The sequence below is a fragment of the Cohnella sp. LGH genome, from assembly GCF_017671885.1.
GTDB lineage: Bacteria > Bacillota > Bacilli > Paenibacillales > Paenibacillaceae > Cohnella > Cohnella phaseoli.
In genome coordinates this window covers 5,100,861-5,119,757 of the sequence record NZ_CP072117.1, presented here as the reverse complement: position 1 = coordinate 5,119,757, position 18,897 = coordinate 5,100,861, and the positions used below count along the sequence as shown (strand labels likewise).

Below are 18,897 nucleotides of genomic sequence, written 5' to 3'. Positions count from 1 at the left end.
AAATGAGAAAACTGGCGTTGTTGGCGCTTGTCGTCGCATTGACGTTGACGGGGCTATCGGTTTACCGGATTATGCAGGAGGGCGGATGGCAGAAGGGACCTTGGTCCCGCCAAATTGCGCTCGAGAATTTATCGAGGGCCGCGGAGGCGACGGGAGATTCTCTTGTCGTCATTGGGCAATCGAAGCAGGACATTTGGCGTCTGTCCCGCGAAGGCAAGCTGGAGGCTAGCGCGCGGCATGCAGGCGTCCGCAGCGATTCCCGTCAGGACTTTACGGAGGCGGCCATAGACGGCGAAGGGCGACTGATCGTGCTCGATACGGTACTCGATTCCTACGGGCTGATCGTTCAGAGCGAGCGAATCGTCCGTTACGAGGCGAAGGGCGGCTCTCCGGAGACATTGTATGAATGGAAAGGCAACGGCACGAGCAAGCGAGTCGGGCAAATTCAGGGCTTGCGGGTGATGGGCGACAATCTGTATTTCTTTCTGGCCGCATCGGAGAAGATCTTCTTGATGCAGCTTCCCCTCCAAGGGGGCCAGCCGCAAGCGAAGTTTTCCTTCACTTTGCCGAAGGATCGTTTCTTGTCGGAGATTGAGGGCACGGAGCCCGGACAGATCTACTATACGACGAAGCGCGGCAGCATTTTCCGGGTTGCGGAGGATGGGACGAGCCAGAACCTATATCCGCTTGCGAATATGGATCGCACGCGCAAAAACTTCCCCGAAAGGCTGTCGATCGCGCCGGACGGCAGTCTTATGTTCGTCGACCGCCTGCTAAATGCAGTGACGATCATGCCTACGGGAGGAACGGGACTGAAGGTGCTGCTCGACGGATCGTCGATCGTGCAGTCGGTTCCGGACGCGGAGAGCCACGAGATTATGGATGTCATTCCGATGATCGGCGGCGGATATGCAGTCGTGCTGAACGATCGCATCCTGCTCTACGACGGAATGAACCGGCTGGTCAAAGCGCTGACGAATGCCGGCTATTCCGGTGGAGCGCTCGCTTCGGGCTGGATTAGCTGGGGAGCTGGCGCGCTGGGTATCTCGCTGCTGATCTACTCGCTGTGGCTCGTATACGTCCATCTGATGAATCGTCGCGTGTCTCTTTTTCTCAAGCAGGGGGTTGTTATCGTTCCGATTATCGTCGTCGGCATGGTCCTGCTGTCGAATTCGATCTACAACGGATTTTCCTCCCGAATGGAAGAGGAGATGCAGCGAGAGCTGGCGCTCCTGGCCCGCAACGGGCAGCAGCTGATCGACGGAGACCGTCTGGAGAAGCTGAGCTCTCCCGCCGATTATCGCAACGAAGATTACGAGCTGATTCGGGATAAAATGAACTTTATTTTCGCGGACGAGCAAGACGTGGAGCGTCAAGGTTTGTACAGTACGCTGTATAAATACGACGACGGCCAACTGTACATCATCATGGACGACGACGACGGCGTAAACATGTTCAAGCCGTTTGAGATGAACGAGGCCAACCAACTGGTTCTGAGCGAGGGCAGCATCCAGACGGGCCAATGGGAGGACGCTAACGGCAAATGGCTGTTCGCGATCGGACCGGTCTATAACAGCAAGCAGCAGGTCGTGGGCATCTATGAGACGGGACGAGATTTAAGCGTTCTCTATCAAGCCAACCGTACAATCTATCAAAATATTTTGCAAAATATCGCCATTATCACCGTCGTGCTGCTGGTCGTCATCCTCTCCGGAACGTTCTTTATGCTGTCGACGGTACGCAAGCTGCGCAAAAGCGTTATGGCGATGGCCGACGGCAACTGGGACGTCGAGGTGAGCGTCAAGAGCCGCGACGAGGTAGGCGATCTCGGGGAGCAGTTCAATCGGATGGCCCGGTATATCCGGCAGTATGTATCCGACATTACGAGCTTCTCGGAGGTGTCGTATCGATTCGTTCCGCAGCAGATTTTCAAGTCGCTGGGCAAAAAGGGCATTCTCGATATCCGTCTCGGCGATCAGGTTCAGCAGGACATGTCCGTGATGGTCGTTAATCTTCGCGATTTCCGCAAGCTGTCGCAGACGCTGACGCCGAAGGAAAACTTCAACTTCATGAATTCGTTCCTGCGCCGGTTCGGTCCGCTTGTGCGTCGAGAGGACGGCTTGATCAGCAAATATCTCGGGGCGGGCTTCATGGCGCTGTTCCCCGGCTATGCCGAGGAGGCGCTCAGGGCGGCCATCGCGATTCGCGAAGAGCTGGATCTATACAACGCCAATCGAAGATTATCCGGCTACGCCCCGGTCGATATCGGCATTGCCATTCACCGCGGTCCGTTAATGATGGGCATTATCGGCGAGGAGAGACGCTGGGAAGGCAACGTTATCTCGGATGATGTGCACTTGACGTCAACGATGGAGAAAATGTCCGAGGAGTTGGGCGCATCGGTGCTCGTGACGCGGGATTTGTTCGAGCAGCTGCGGGAGCCGGAGCGCTTCCGCCATCGCTCGCTCGGACGGATTACGCCGGAGGGGCAAGATCAGGCGATCGAGCTGATTGATGTGTACGACGGCGATCCGGAGCCGATTCGCCAGGCTAAGGAACGCACGAAGGAGCTGTTCGAGCGCGGGCTGATGCTGTGCCAGGAGGGCCGTTTCTACGACGCGCGCGAGACGTTCGTCGAGGTGATCAAGCATAATCGGATGGACAAAGCGGCCAAGCTGTATTTCTATCTCTGCGACGAGTACTTCCAGAAGGGCACGTCTTCCGGCTGGAACGGCACTCTGGCGGTTTAGAGCGGAGAGGGGGAGAATGGCATGGGCATGATTACCCGAACATACGAAATTCGGCTACTGGATTCGGAAGAGCGGGCTCGCGGCATCGTGGAGTTTCTGTTCTCGGCTTTTTCGTTCGACGATACGAGGTATACGCCCGGCGAGGAGGAGCAGCTTCGGACTTTGCCGTATCGCGCGCTCGCCGGACAGGCAGTCGTCTGGTACGCGGTCAACGAGCTTGACGAGATTATCGCGGTTAGCTGCGTGGCCGAGAACGATCAGAAAACCGGAGGCTACAGCTGGGATTACGTGGTCGTGCATCGGGAATATCGGGGCTGGGGAATCGCGGGAGCGCTGCTGGAGCGAATGCTGGATTATTTGCGACAGGCGTTCGCCCGGTATTTGATCACGTATACGTGCAGTCTCCCGGAATACCAGACGATCCGCAGACTGTTCGAGAGAAACGGGTTTACTTTGATCGGCCAGTGTCCGGACTATTATTTTGACGGGGAAGATCGGTTGATCTACTGGCTGCGGATTTCATAAGAAAGTTGAGTAAGGCTATGATGGTACAACAATGGATTCGCCGATTGGGGATTATGACGGAGGACCGGCACAAGCTCGCGCTGATGGTGCCGGTCTTCCTGCTGTGCGGCATTGCCGAGATGCTGAATTACAACGGCTTTATGACGCTGTTTAATCAGCGCTTCGGCAGTGTTTATTTGCCTTATATCTATGTCGCCGAGGCGGTTATCCTGCCGCTGGAAGCGTGGTTTATGACCTGGTTGGCCGGCAGGATGACGAAGCCGGGATTGATGCGGACGATGTATTCCCTGATGATCGGAATCGTCGCCGTGAATGCGGTTGTTCTGTTAGGGCTGAGAGCGGCCGGGATCGATTTTCGTTTCTATTATCCGTTTTTGTTTTTGACTTCGAATTTTGTCGTGCGTCAGCAGACGATTTTGCTGTGGAGTCTGGCCGTCGATCTGTGCCCGACGCAGCAGGCGAAGCGGCTGATGCCTTTCTTCGTGGCGGCGGCGACGCTGGGCGGCGTGGCGGCGGGGCTGATTACTCAGGCGGTGAGTCCTTGGGTTGGACCGGACATCGTCTATGTGCTGGGACCGCTGTTCCTGCTGGCCGCTCTGTATAACTACCGCAAAGCGATCGCGGATTATCTCGTGCCGTTGGCGCTTAGATCGGCGGGGAGCAGCGAGGGGGAACAGGAGACGCTGTCGTCGATGGATTATTTCAAGCGGACGCTGAAGTCTCCGTTCCTTCTTGGCGTTCTTGGAATGATGACGGTGATGCCGGCGCTTTATTTTCTGATGGAATTCGTGTTTCTGAATACGGCGCATACCGCTTACCCGAACGAGGCCGACTTCGGCAAAATGTTCGGCGTCGTTACGACCGTTCTATTCGCGCTGGCGTTCCTGCTGCAGCTCGTCTCGGGGCGCCTGATGGCGTGGCTCGGCGCGAGCGGCATGCTAGCGGGTATTTCGGCCGTCTATGTGCTGGCGTTTGCCGCCGCATGGGGATTGATCGGTTCCCCTATTGCGATGTTCGCGGTTTCCGGGAGCTACATGCTGACGTATTTGCTCATTTACTATTCGGCTGAGCCTTCCTATCAATTATTCTATAAAATGCTGCCGCTTCAGCAGCGGGACGGCTTCCGCTACGTGGCGCAAGGTATTGCGACTTTCGCGGGCATTTTGCTTGGCGCGGGACTTCAGTTTCTGCATACCGGCTTTGGCTGGGGGTTCGCGGAGCTGGCTGCGCTTGGCTTGGCCGGAGCCGTGGTCATGTTCGTGCTGGCATGGGTCGTTCGTCAGCTATATATGAAGGAACTCGTTCGCAGCTTGCAATCGGCCGGTCTTTCGGAGGATAAGGAACTGGCGGAGAGCTACAAGGAGTTTTTCCGCAATCCGCGTACGATGGGCGTTGTGCAGACCATGCTTGACAGCGGAAGCGAGGAGGCGCGCGAAATTGCGCTTAATCTGCTCGGACGCAGTCGGGACGTCCGCCACATGGCGCAAATTCTCGCGCGGATCGATGATGAAAGCCCGCGGGTAAAGATCGCCGCGCTAAAGGCGCTCGACCTGTCTGGCTCAGGACTTCCAGAGATGGTCAAAATGGCCTCGCTGCTGGAGGACCCGGAACCGGATGTCCGCCAGGAGGTCGTGCGCCAGCTGGCTCGGATGAAGCATATGCCTTCTCAGGCTTTTTTCTTCCTGCGGATGAAGCTGCTTGATCCGTCGCCGATGGTGGTCGCGGAAGCGGTCAAGGCGATGTATATGCTGGAGAGCGCGCAAAGCTACGAGGCCTGCTACGAGGTGATCGAGCGGATTTTGCAGGAGGGCGGCGAGGAGTCGATCCACGTCTGCCGCGTTGTGGGCGAGCTGGGGCTGGATCGTTTCGCGCCCGAGGTGAAGGCGTTGCTGGAGGACCCGCATCCTGCGGCCAGAGTGGCGGCAACGGCTTGTCTTGGCGTGTTGAAGCGGACGGAGGTCGCACCCGGTTTGCTGGCGAAGCTGCCGGCGGCGGATCAGGAGCTGTACCGGGTGACGGTGCAGGCGCTGATCGATATGGGCGACGGCATCGTTGCCGCGCTGAAGGAGGCGCTGCCGGACGCTTCGCCGAAGAGCTGGAGCGCAGGTACTACGGCGCTGGCGAGGCTGTTGCCGGATGAGCAGGTTCGCGGCTGGCTGGCCGAGCATGCGGCGGACAAGCTGGCCGAGCATGCGCAGTCGTCGCTGCTGCCCGAGGCCTATGGCGAGCTGGGGCGCACGGATTTGGCGGAGTTGGCCGCGCTTAGGCAGCGGGATCTTGAGCAGACGATTCACGAAGGCGTCTGGGCGATTCTGGTGCGGTTGACGGATGAGCAGGTCGTCGCTGCCGTTAGGAAGGCGCTGGCGGACGAGGATGAGGAAGTCCGCAGCGGCGGGCTTGAGGTGCTTGCGGAAGGCATCGGCGGCGTGCGCAAGCTGTCGCAAAGATTGGCGGCCGGATGGGAAGCCAATGCGGAACGCATGGAGAAGCTGACCTTGGAGGAGGCCGCCGCGGCGGTCGCTCGGTCGGCGGAATCGGCTGACGATTGGTGGCGGGAGATGGCCGGCGAATGGCGGCGAGGAGAGGAGGCGACGACGATGAAGGAAGAGCGGGGCGCTAGTGCTGGTTTGGGTGCGAGTGTAGGCGTAGGTTCAGGTGCGGGGGCAGGAGCGGGTGCTGGCGCTGGGACTGGTTCTGGCGCGGGGGCTGGTTCGAGTGCTGGGACAAGTGCGCTTGGGCGGTTAAACAAAGTTGTATTTTTGAAGAAAGTTCCGTTTTTCGCCGACCTGTCGCTTGAAGAGCTCGGCTTGATCGCAGGCGCGGCGACGGAGATGACGTTCGAGGACGGCAGCTATTTGCTGCAGCGCGGGGATAAAAACGGTGCGATGTACGTCGTGATCGACGGCAACGTAGAGCTGAAGAGCGTCTCCGCCGCCGGCTGGGAGGGTACGCTGGGCGTTCTCGGAGCCGGCGAAGTATGCGGCGCGACTTCGGCGCTGGACGAGTCGGCCTCCACGGTGAGCGCGCAGGCGTTTTTCGGCGACGTCCGGGTTCTGGCGCTGCAACGTGAGGATGTCACGCGGCTTGTCCGTCTGTATCCCGAGATCGGCATCGGCCTTCTGCGAGCTTCTCTTGCCCGGATTCGGCTTTTGGAAGAGATGCTGATGAAGATTGATTCGTAGAATCACACCAAGTCAAACGTTCAGGGGCGCTTGGACGGTCTGCCAGACCGTAATAAGTGTCTGGATGCTCGGATCTGCTCGCGTAGCGGTCTGCCAGACCGTAAGAAGTGTCTAGATGCTCGGATTTGCTCGCGTAGCAGTCTGCCAGACCGTAAGAAGCGCCTAAATGGTCGGATCTGCTCGCGTAGCGGTCTCTGAGACCGTAAGAAGCGCCTAAATGGTCGGATCTACTCGTATAACGGTCTGCCAGACCGTAAGAAGCGCCTAAATGGTCGGATCTGCTCGCGTAGCGGTCTGCCAGACCGTAAGAAGCGCCTAAATGGTCGGATCTGCTCGCGTAGCGGTCTCCGAGACCGTTACGCAAGCAGTTTTGGTATGCGTTTGGCACTGTATCCTCAAGTGTGGTTGTTCAGAAGATATGTAAGTGATTGGCCTGTAGGGAAAGTATGACCGAGTTGACATTGCTCGGACGTTCCCGTATATTGATCCGCAAAGCCCGCCAGAGGTTAGCGGGCGCGTATTAGAATCGGAGGAAGACACAATGAGCGGAGCAGGACGAAATCGGCCGCGCGGCGGACAGAAATCCGGCGGTCATGAGAATAACGGGCGGCGGGATCGCGGCGCTTCGGGAGCTGGACGGAATGGCGGAGCAGCGAAACGGACTGGAGGAGCTGTACGCAGCAGCGGCGGATCGTCGAGTTGGTCGGATGAAGGCAGACCGAGTGGCGTGGTGTCAAAGCGATCTGGCGGAGAAGTGCGCGGCGGTGGGGCGAAACGTACAGGCGGAGGCGCGAGAAGCGGAGAGAATGCTGCGAGGGCCGGGGGCTACGGGCGCAGCGAGTTTCGTGAGCATGGCGGCAGAAGTCAACGAGCGGAACCGCCAGTAAGAGGAGAAGTAGGGGCGGATCGTCCGGCTGAGCGAAATTCCGGCGCCAGACGCGGGGGCGCGGGCGGATCGGGAACTGCGGCGCGAAGCGGCGGACAACCGCAGCAACTGCTCGGCATGGGACGCATCAAAGGCGAGTGGATGGACATTCGGCTGCCCGACGGCTTAGTCGGTGCTCCACTGTCGGTAGTTGCCAAGTATTTGCCGCTTCCAGCGAAGCATCTCTCCAAGTTGCTGCAAAATCGTGGATGCCTACTGCAGGGGGCCAACCTACGCCTGCATCTGTTTCCGCGAGAACAGCGGGACTATCCGTCCGATTGGATGGAACTCAACATTCTATATGAAGACGAGTTCACGCTCGTTGTGAACAAGCCGGCAGGCATCGAGGTGCATCCGAGCGAGAAGGGGCAGCGCAAGACGCTCGCTCATGCGGTTGCTGCTTACTACGAAATGACGGGCCAGGACTTGCGCGTACGTCACGTGCATCGCATCGACAAAGATACGACCGGACCGGTACTATATGCGAAAAACGAATTTGCCCAATACCAGTACGATAAAGGAATGCGCGAGAAAACGATCGGACGCGTCTACCTGGCGTTAGCCGAAGGCGGCATAGAGGGGAATAAAGGCAGGATCGACAAACCTATCGGCCAAGATCGCCACCATTCCACGCGTCGTCGTGTTAGCGAGACTGGTGATCCTGCCGTGACTCATTACGAGGTCGTTGAGCGCTTTGCAGATCATACCCTCGTTCGGCTGCATCTGGAGACGGGACGCACGCATCAGATTCGCGTCCATCTGTCTTCGATCAACCATCCGTTGGCAGGCGACGGACTGTATGGCGGCAAGAGAACGGTCATTTCCCGGCAAGCTCTGCATGGCGAACGGTTGATCTGGCACCATCCGTGGACAGGGGACAAACAGCAGGTTACGGCATCACTTCCGGATGATATTAGAGAAGCGCTAGATAAGCTTCGACGCTAACAAAATTTACAACATAAGAGAACAAACAAACGCCTTCAAGAGAAATACCTTCATGTCGTGGGATGTGGGGGATGATCTTGGGGGTGTCTTTGTGTTGGAAACAAGTTATCCAATGTTTAGGGAATAAAAGAGTGTCATAAAATTGGTTTTGTCGATTGCTGACGCATTTTGTCTGGTTTTGTTTTGTAATAAAGGATTTTATAGATGAATAGTGACAATGATAGAAACTAAAGTAGCATTATGGGGGGTGAATAAAAAGGGGAAAACAGGAGGATATGGAATGATATTTAGATCGATAAGTATGCTTATGGTTCTTGTTATGATTCAATTAGCTCTTGGGATAGGCGTTTTCGCTAGTAGTTCCTATCAATATGAGTATGACCTCAATAATAGGCTAATAGGCATCAAAAAGAACGGCGTTTATGTTCAAAAATATACTTACGATGCCAATGGCAATCAGTTAACCTCTACAATCGAAGGACGTCCAGCGGTGGCATTAACATTCCCTTCCGGAAGCGAAAGTGTTCCTAATTCGATTGATACTTCAACTTTTAGTATTGCATGGACACAAACGGCCTCATTTGCAAGCGGGGCTTTTGAGCATGTTCAAATCCAGGTACAGGATGCCCTGGGAGCGTTAGTGTGGGATTCTGGAGTAATCAATCATCCTGCTTCCGCTACTTTCGGAAGCTTCGAGTGGACTCCGGCTCTACCGCAAAATGAGAAGTTTCAATTACGTTTGCGTGTGACGCATTCGCAAATCTGGTCGAATTGGACAGAATTTGGCTGGTTTGAGCTGATCGAAGCGGATGATCTCGATAATCTTATCAAGAACGGAGGATTTGAGAAGGCGGTTGATAGCACAGATTATCATTGGGATCATCATGACGATGCGTCTGAAACCGGTGAAATCGCTCTAGTCTCAACACCAGTGATCAAGGGGGCTCGAGCATTAAAGGTCGAAGCGACCGGACTAGCGCCATGGACAAGAGCAATGGTATCGCAATCCGTGGCGGTTGAAGGCGGAAAAACGTATCTGCTCTCCGGGGACGTGTATGCGGCACAACTGCAAAATGCATTCGCGGAGCTGCACATCCAGTACTACAACGCGAGCAACAGCAGCATCGGTCAGGACTATGTCCGGCAAGAGACAGCCACGACCGGCTTTGCGCATTTAGAGAAACGGAGCGTTGTACCGGAGGGCGCAGTTTGTGCGCAAGTCAGCGTGAGGCTCTCGGCCAATGGCGTAGGCAACAGCGACGGCCTGCTGTATGCCGACAACATCGACCTGCGGGAGACAACGGACCCGAACCTGCTCGTAAATGCGAGTTTCGAGCACACGCTGGACACAGGTGCAATCGGCTGGCAGAGCTTCAATGCGGGCACAGGTACGATTGGCTGGACGGATACCCCGGTCGTAAGCGGAAGCAAGGCAATGAAGATTGAAGCGGCTGATCTGCCGATCTGGAAGAGCGGCTATGTGCGTCAACGGATCAACGTACAGGCAGGACAAACATTTAAGTTGAGCGGACAACTGCATGCCGAAGAACTGAACGATGCATATGGACAGTTGCTCGTGTGGTTCTACGACGAGAACTGGACGAACGTGGGATCGTTCATGGCGGACCTGAACCAAACGACAAACGGTTATGTTTACCTGGAAAAGCAAGGCGTCATACCGGAAGGCACGGTGCTGGCCGAAGTTGCGGTTCGTGTAACGGCCAACCAAAATGGAGGCTCAGGTACGTTGTATGCCGACGCACTGCAGTTTGAATACGGAGAACCACTGGTTGAGGATGAGAACAATTTACTGCGCAACGGGGCGTTCGAGTATCCCATCGGTTCGGATATCGCACTTTGGACAAAGTGGATCGATGCTTCCGCAACGGGACAGCTTGTTGTGGAGGAAAGCACAGGCAGTCGAGCATTAAAGGTCGAAGCGACCGGACTAGCGCCATGGACAAGAGCAATGGTATCGCAATCCGTGGCGGTTGAAGGCGGAAAAACGTATCTGCTCTCCGGGGACGTGTATGCGGCACAACTGCAAAATGCATTCGCGGAGCTGCACATCCAGTACTACAACGCGAGCAACAGCAGCATCGGTCAGGACTATGTCCGGCAAGAGACAGCCACGACCGGCTTTGCGCATTTGGAGAAACGGAGCGTTGCACCGGAGGGCGCAGTTCGTGCGCAAGTCAGCGTGAGGCTCTCGGCCAATGGCGTAGGCAACAGCGACGGCCTGCTGTATGCCGACAACATCGACCTGCGGGAGACAACGGACCCGAACCTGCTCGTAAATACGAGTTTTGAGCACACACTGGACACAAATGCAATTGGCTGGCAGAACATAAATGCGGGCACGGGTACGATTGGCTGGACGGACACCCCGGTCGTTAGCGGAAACAAGGCGATGAAACTAGAAGTCGCAGACCTGCCGATCTGGAAGAGCGGTTATGTCCGTCAACGGATCAATGTACAGGCGGGCGAAACTTTTAAACTGAGCGGGCAGTTACATGCAGAAGAACTGAATGATGCATACGGACAGTTGCTCGTGTGGTTCTACGATGAGAACTGGACGAATGTAGGGTCATTCATTGCAGACTTAAAACAGACGACAAACGGTTATGTTTATCTGGAAAAGCAAGGCGTCATACCGGAAGGCACGGTGCTGGCAGAGGTTGCAGTACATCTGATTGCTGATCAGAGCGGAGGCTCAGGTACATTGTATACCGACGCACTGCAGTTTGAATACGGAGAACCACTGGTTGAGGATGAGAACAATTTACTGCGCAACGGGGCGTTCGAGTATTCCATCGGTTCGGATATCGCACTTTGGACAAAGTGGATCGATGCTTCCGCAACGGGACAGCTTGTTGTGGAGGAAAGCACAGGCAGTCGAGCATTGAAGGCGGAAATCACCGGACTGGCGCCATGGACAAGAGCAATGGTGTCACAATCCGTGGCGGTTGAAGGCGGAAAAACGTATCTGCTTTCCGGGGACGTGTATGCGGCACAACTGCAGAATGCGTTCGCGGAGCTGCACATCCAGTACTACAACGCGAGCAACAGCAGCATCGGTCAGGACTTTGTCCGACAAGAGACAGCCACGACCGGCTTTGCGCATTTGGAGAAACGGAGCGTTGCACCGGAGGGCGCAGTTCGTGCGCAAGTCAGCGTGAGGCTCTCAGCCAATGGAGTGGGCAACGGAGGCGGCTTGCTGTATGCAGACAACATCGACCTGCGGGAGACAACGGACCCGAACCTGCTCGTAAATACGAGTTTTGAGCACACACTGGACACAAATGCAATTGGCTGGCAGAACATAAATGCGGGCACGGGTACGATTGGCTGGACGGACACCCCGGTCGTTAGCGGAAACAAGGCGATGAAACTAGAAGTCGCAGACCTGCCGATCTGGAAGAGCGGTTATGTCCGTCAACGGATCAATGTACAGGCGGGCGAAACTTTTAAACTGAGCGGGCAGTTACATGCAGAAGAACTGAATGATGCATACGGACAGTTGCTCGTGTGGTTCTACGATGAGAACTGGACGAATGTGGGATCGTTCATGGCGGACCTGAACCAAACGACAAACGGTTATGTTTATCTGGAAAAGCAAGGCGTCATACCGGAAGGTACGGCTCTAGCAGAAGTTGCGGTTCGTTTGACGGCCAAACAAAACGGAGGCTCAGGTACGCTATTTGCCGATGCGCTGAAGTTTGAATATGGCGAACCGTTGGTTGAGGATGAGGACAATCTACTGAGCAATGGGACATTTGAGCATTCCACCGGTTCGGACATCATGCTCTGGACGAAGGCCATTGATGCTCCGGCAACAGGACAGCTTGTTGTGGAGGAAAGCACAGGCAGTCGAGCATTGAAGGCGGAAATCACCGGACTGGCGCCATGGACAAGAGCAATGGTATCGCAATCCGTGGCGGTTGAAGGCGGAAAAACGTATCTGCTTTCCGGGGACGTGTATGCGGCACAACTGCAGAATGCGTTCGCGGAGCTGCATATCCAGTACTACAACGCGAGCAACAGCAGCATCGGTCAGGACTTTGTCCGACAAGAGACAGCCACGACCGGCTTTGCGCATTTGGAGAAACGGAGCGTTGCACCGGAGGGCGTAGTTCGTGCGCAAGTCAGCGTGAGGCTCTCAGCCAATGGAGTGGGCAACGGAGGCGGCTTGCTGTATGCAGACAACATCGACCTGCGGGAGACAACGGACCCGAACCTGCTCGTAAATACGAGTTTTGAGCACACACTGGACACAAATGCAATTGGCTGGCAGAACATAAATGCGGGCACGGGTACGATTGGCTGGACGGACACCCCGGTCGTTAGCGGAAACAAGGCGATGAAACTAGAAGTCGCAGACCTGCCGATCTGGAAGAGCGGTTATGTCCGTCAACGGATCAATGTACAGGCGGGTGAAACTTTTAAACTGAGCGGGCAATTATTTGCAGAAGAACTGAACGGTGCATACGGACAGTTGCTCGTGTGGTTCTACGACGAGAGCTGGACGAATGTAGGGTCATTCATTGCAGACTTAAAACAGACGACAAATGGTTATGTTTATCTGGAAAAGCAAGGCGTCATACCGGAAGGCACGGTGCTGGCAGAGGTTGCAGTACATCTGATCGCTGATCAGAGCGGAGGCTCAGGTACATTGTATGCCGATGCGCTGAAGTTTAAATACAGCACTGCAGAGGCGGAGGAGGAAATTCCAGTACCGGAGTCCCTGCAGGTGATGCAATTGAACGGGAACGAAATTAAGCTTTCTTGGACGGTTTCCGATCCTTCTCAGCAGATTGCATCGTATCAGGTGCGTTCTAACCATTCTGTCGTCGCCTCCGTCTACGAACCGCAATGGACGATGACCGCCATTGAAGGCATCATTTACAACTTTACTGTAGTTGCGGTTAATCAGAACGGGCAACTGTCGGATGAAAGTGATAGCGTGGTATACACGCATGATACCATTGCGCCAACTGCGCCAACGCCCCTGACTGTAACTCGGGCATCTGAAACCGAGGTGGAACTGGCTTGGGCGGCTTCGGAAGATTTGAGCGGCATCAAGGAATACGAAGTATGGTTGAATGGTGTGCTTTATCAAAGTATCAACACGACAAACCTTACGATCTCGGGGCTGGAAGCTGGCATAGCGTACGAGGCCAGAATACGAGCAATAGATAACGCCGGCAAGGATTCGTGGAGTGAGTTGATAATCATCCCAGAGCAATAAAAAGGCGAATTCATTAAGCATAGTATTTAGGGTGTAAGAAACCTATCTTCTTGTGTTCTTACACCCATAAAGATGACTAAAATTTGGATAAAGGTGGATTATAAGTGGCTCTATTTCGAATAAAAAAACAAAGCTTAGCCCTCCTTTTAGCATTTGTAGTTTTGTTTACCACTTTTGTTGCTGTCGGTCCAGCATCGTCCGTACAAGCCGCGGATGTTGTCAAATCGCCTGTGGAAGTATCGGACACAGAAGTACTTACTATCGATTGGCTTAGTCAACAATACAATGTGTCTTCAACTGAACTGTCGGATTATTTAAATCAAGGCTACCCCATCACGAAGATCCTAACTGCGTTGAATCAAGCGTCTATCGGCGGGAAGTCTGTCATTGAAATCTTAGAAGAGAATAATCCTGCCGTTAAAGAGAAACAAGCGCAATTGGCAGAACAGATGGATCAAACTCTTCAAGCGCAAAAGCCGATAGATTATGAGGCGATGAATGTTCCGATTATTACCGATCCAAAAGAGATTGAAGAAGCGCTGAAGAGCTTACCTAAAAATCGTATGGCTGCTACAAGTTCTTCCAATACCTACGATGAGACCGTTATTAAACGTCTTGAACTCCGTGGAGATCAAGCTCCATACAGTATAACAAGCGGGAATGAATCTATTTCCAACTTAAGCGGGGATCTGAGTCTCCAGTACACGGATCTGGTACTACCGGGACGCAACGGTTTGTCCTTTGCGTTAACACGCAGATACGATAGCTCTCAGTCATATTTTTACGACAAGAATGTTGCGATATACCCTGTGGACATCTACAAATTTGTACCTGAGTATTTAGTGAGGGTGTTTTTCGGTCCCTACGGCACTTCAGAATCACCAGTTACTAACATTACGATGATAGACGAGTTCTACTACAACTATTACGGAAGCGTATTTAGACGTGTCGTAGGGCAACAATATCCTGGAGATGGCGCATGGAGTGGCTACTTCTACTTTAGTTATCCACAAGGCGTTTTTCACGAAGAACAAGAAAAACTCGAGAAGGGTTTTTATAAGTATCGGAATCCAGCCACTGATCCGTACATGCATTGGTATAACTTCGAATTTACAATGCCCAACGGTACGCTGGGGAAATTTGTCGCAAAAATGTTTCCCACAGGTCGTGTACACCTGCGAGGCGTAATTCTAGGCGGATCAGGGTACACCGTTCGCAACGTTACCCATGAAATCACACAAACCCCGTTAGGACGCGGCTGGGATTGGGACATGCCGGAGATCCAAACCAAACGCAGCAATACCTACTTAAGAATGGATGGCGGGGCAACTTATCAGATTGATGCCAGTAACAAAATTATCGGTTATCCGTGGAAGGATCTCACCTTAACGAATAATACGAGCGTCACAGTCAATAACATGCAATCCAGCCGAGTGTTGACGACGCTGCAAGGTACCAAATACTATTTTTCCGGTAACGGAAAGCTCATCCAAAAGTCGGATGCTTATGGAAATACGCTGCAGTTTCACTATACATCGGTTTCTCCCTATGGATATGTCCTGACCAAGGTCATTGACGCACTGGGCAATCAAATCACCCTCACCTATTCGAGCAGCGAAGTCGTTGCCACGATGGGAGACCGCGTTGTTCGTTATCAGAAGCAAATGGCACCGAACACGACCAACAAAGAGTTGCTTACAGCCGTCACGGATCCCGCTAATCGTACGACGCGATACACCTATGCGGTAAATGCCGGTGCATTTAGTTTGCTGTCCAGCTCCTATCCGGCTGTCAACAACTACTACGCACTCGTTAATGGCATTGAGCATCCGACAGGAGCGAAGACCGAGTTTGGATATGCCTTGCACTCTCGTACCATCGGGAAACAAGGGGAATCTGAACAATTTTATCGTGTTTCTTCACGGGAGGATGTGCTGTATCAAACCAATGGTACGGCTGAGCGCTACAATCGTGTAACCTTCAGTGGAGTGGATACCACCTATGGCTACAGCACCTCGTTCCAAACTGTGATGAATGATGGAAGAACTACGACAACCCATACTTTTAAGAAGCAATATATCGATGACAATACACCATCCGTTTACTATAACACGCAAATCGTCAAGCAGGCCAATGAAACAAATCCTGTCGAGAAGCAGACAGTCACGCAAACTTTTGATGAAGGCAGGCGTCTGCCTGTACCCTCAGCCTCGACAGCAGTAACTAGCAAAGGGACCGCGAACGCATCAGCAGTTACGACCCAACAGACCTATGATGACTACGGCAATGTGCTAACGTCCACCGATCCAAACAACATCACGACCACCTTTACGTATGATCCGACGACGCACTTGCTAAACAATGTGACGCAACCGATTAAGGCCGGTTTGTCTTCTTTTACAGAGTACACGCGCTATTCACCGCAAAATACAATTAAACAAATCGTGACGAAGGAGAATAATGCTTCCGGGGCACTGAAGTCGCAAGTGAATTACGCCTATGATGCGTATGGCAACCCGGCAATCGTTACAATTAAGGATGATCAACGCGATATAGTCATTAACACGCAGTATGGTTCTGCATACAACGGTGGGTTTCCGACCACACAGTCCATTGCGGTTACGAATGCTTCCGGTGTAACAGAAACGGTAGCCCAGCAATTGGAATACACCAAGTTATCAGGAGAAATGACGAAATTCATTGATCCTAAGGGGTACGCTACAACCTACCAGTACGATAAGCTGGGACGCATAGTTAAAGTTACAAACCCGGATACGAGCTACAGTACGGTCGTGTATGAGGATACTGCGAACCAAGCAACGGTTACTGACCCGACAGGCGTAGCTTCAAGAATCAAGTGGAACCCGTTCGGTTGGAAGGTTTCTTCCGGAATAGTAGGCAAGGGAGAAGAGAAGCAGGGGTACGACAGCTACGGCCGTACGAGCTGGAGTGAAGATGGCGCGGGTAATCGTACCACATATCAGTACGATAACTGGGATCGAATCATTCAAACGAATTATCCAGGTACGGATAACGCATTTGCGACCATCAGTTATGACGATATCGCACGTACAGTTCTTACAACTGAAGCGGAAGGCAATAAAATCAGAGCCTCTTACGATATATTGGGCAGAACGCTGAAGCAGGAGACGTTAAATACCGCAGGCACTTTAATGAGCTCGTCTGCCATGACCTATGACTATATGGGGAATGTGCTGACGAATACCGATGCGAAAAACAACAAAACGACGCTTACTTATGATGTGTTGGGACGCCTGATATCGGTAATGGATCCGAGTAATTTGACAACAACCTATATGTACAGCTCGGCAGGCAACCTGAAACAAGTACAGTATCCAGATCAGAGCAAACGGCAAAAAGTGTACGATCAGATGGGAAGGCTGATTCAGGAGATTGATCCACTAGGTCAAGTAGAAACCTATGTGTACGATCTCAATAGCAACTTAACGCAGCGGATCGATCGTAAAGGACAAGCGCATACGAATAGTTTCAACAACCGGGATTGGCTTGTTTCCAGCGTGACAGCGAATGAACCGATCACGTATGGCTATGACCTTGCCGGTCGCAGACTGTGGATGCAGGACGCTACTGGAAAGACGCAGTATGCGTACGAGAATTCCTCGGGCTGGCTGACAAAAGTGACGTATCCGGATCTTAAAACGACGCAATACCAATATGATCTACAGGGCAGACGTACGCAGATGACGGATCCGTTTGGTATTGTGACGGCTTATGCGTATGATGTGCGTAGCCGATTATCGGCAGTTGGGCCAGCGATCAATAACTGGGATGCCACGTATGGATATAAGAAAAATGGACTGTTAGCTACACGCCAATTGAGCAATGGCCTAGGCAGCACGTATGGCTACAATGAAATGAATTTGACTTCGCTGGTACAAAGTAAAGCATCAAGTCCTGCAATGAATACGTTTAGCTATACTTATGATCTAAATCGCAATCAGACGGGAAAAACCGAAAACGGTGCAACGCATACGTTCACCTATGACAAGTTGGATCGGATTGCAACCTCAACACAGTTTGAGGAACAGTATACCTATGATCTAAGAGGCAATCGCCAAACGCTGGCTACCACCCAATCGTTAGCTTTAAGCGACAAAGGCTACCAATATGACGGACGCGACCGACTCTTCAAAGTCACGAAGGAAGAGGGAGGGGAAGTCAGCTACCGCTATAATGGCGACGGATTAATGATTGAACGAACGGAAGACGGACATACGACAAGGTACTATTATGACGGTGCGGATATCATTGCTGAAGGGACGGTCAATGGCGGTGCCGTTGCACACAAAGCGAGTTACATCCGCGGCAATGGGCTAGTCTCACGTGTGGATGCCGCTGGCAGCAAAGCGTATTACATGCACAATGGACATGGTGATGTGGTTGGTCTGACGGATGCCGCTGGGAACCTGCTGAACAGCTATAGCTATGATCTATGGGGCAAACCGATTGTGGAGGAGGAGACAGTCGAAAATCCATTCCGCTACAGCGGGGAGTATTGGGATGAAACGACGAACCTTCAATATCTTCGCGCGAGGTGGTATGATCCAAGTGTTGGAAGGTTTATTAATGAGGACAGCTACCAAGGAACCTTGAACAATCCTTTGTCTCAGAACTTGTATACTTATGTGCATAATAACCCACTGAAGTATAGGGACCCTACGGGGCACTTGGCAGAAATGGTCATATTGAAATATGGCACTCCTGAAACTAAAAACGATTACTTCTACGAAACTCCACAGTGGTTAGAAGAGTTATTTATGGTGAATAATTTCATAGGGGAATTTTCACAGTTTCATGCAAAAAGCCTCTACAACAATATAATGATGTCTGAAGAGGAAAAGCTAGAATATTTCATGAGCTTGTCATCTAGAGAAAAAGAATTATTTGCACTAGAGTTAGCTCTTTCACTAGGTAGTTATTCGACCATCAAGGGGCTTAATGCATTAGAAAAAGCAGTTAATGTCAATTGGACTAATCATGGATTCAAACACTTTGCACCAAAGAATGTGAATTGGAGTGAGATTGTAAAGGCAACAAGAGATGGACCTGCAAAGTATTTGCAAGGCATGAATGTGGAAGCTCTTGAGAGAAACGTGTGGGAGAATGGGATTAATGTGACAAACGGAAAGAGCTGGAAGGTAATGAAGTTCGATGAAGTTATTGGGGCTAGTGGAGGTTCCGAAACTAAGTATGTCCGAGTTGAGTATAGTGGCGGGACTATTCACGGTCATCCAATTACTGAAGCTGAATTTAAAAAACTAACAAGATAGGTGATATTGA

Annotated in this window: 6 protein-coding genes; all 6 read left to right on the top strand. The window is 52.7% G+C overall.

Features of this window, described 5'->3' with window-relative positions; all coding sequences use genetic code 11:
* The first annotated feature begins 2 nt into the window (after window positions 1–2).
* The 6 genes from J4772_RS22130 to J4772_RS22105 all read left to right on the top strand — a co-directional run bounded on the left by J4772_RS22130 (window position 3) and on the right by J4772_RS22105 (window position 18,887).
* Complete coding sequence (locus tag J4772_RS22130) at window positions 3–2,750, top strand: adenylate/guanylate cyclase domain-containing protein (protein WP_209071418.1); 2,748 nt, start codon at window positions 3–5, stop codon at window positions 2,748–2,750.
* 21 nt (window positions 2,751–2,771) lie between these two features.
* Window positions 2,772–3,275 (top strand): GNAT family N-acetyltransferase, encoded by a 504-nt coding sequence (locus J4772_RS22125; RefSeq protein ID WP_116061431.1) that lies wholly within the window; start codon window positions 2,772–2,774, stop codon window positions 3,273–3,275.
* Window positions 3,276–3,292: 17 nt separating this feature from the next.
* Window positions 3,293–6,457, top strand: a complete 3,165-nt coding sequence (locus J4772_RS22120) for a cyclic nucleotide-binding domain-containing protein (RefSeq protein ID WP_209071417.1) — start codon at window positions 3,293–3,295, stop codon at window positions 6,455–6,457.
* 541 nt (window positions 6,458–6,998) lie between these two features.
* Window positions 6,999–8,327, top strand: a complete 1,329-nt coding sequence (locus J4772_RS22115) for an RluA family pseudouridine synthase (RefSeq protein ID WP_209071416.1) — start codon at window positions 6,999–7,001, stop codon at window positions 8,325–8,327.
* Between the two features lie 640 nt (window positions 8,328–8,967).
* Entirely contained in the window at window positions 8,968–13,575 is a 4,608-nt protein-coding gene (locus J4772_RS22110; RefSeq protein WP_209071415.1) for a carbohydrate binding domain-containing protein, read from the top strand.
* A gap of 104 nt (window positions 13,576–13,679) precedes the next feature.
* Window positions 13,680–18,887 (top strand): RHS repeat domain-containing protein, encoded by a 5,208-nt coding sequence (locus J4772_RS22105; protein WP_209071414.1) that lies wholly within the window; start codon window positions 13,680–13,682, stop codon window positions 18,885–18,887.
* The last annotated feature ends 10 nt before the right edge of the window (window positions 18,888–18,897 follow it).

Bases quoted from the DNA above. Each gene is read 5' to 3' on its own strand.
- J4772_RS22130 (WP_209071418.1), top strand. From the start codon at position 3: ATGAGAAAACTGGCGTTGTTGGCGCTTGTCGTCGCATTGACGTTGACG.
- J4772_RS22115 (WP_209071416.1), top strand. From the start codon at position 6,999: ATGAGCGGAGCAGGACGAAATCGGCCGCGCGGCGGACAGAAATCCGGC.
- J4772_RS22120 (WP_209071417.1), top strand. From the start codon at position 3,293: ATGATGGTACAACAATGGATTCGCCGATTGGGGATTATGACGGAGGAC.
- J4772_RS22125 (WP_116061431.1), top strand. From the start codon at position 2,772: ATGGGCATGATTACCCGAACATACGAAATTCGGCTACTGGATTCGGAA.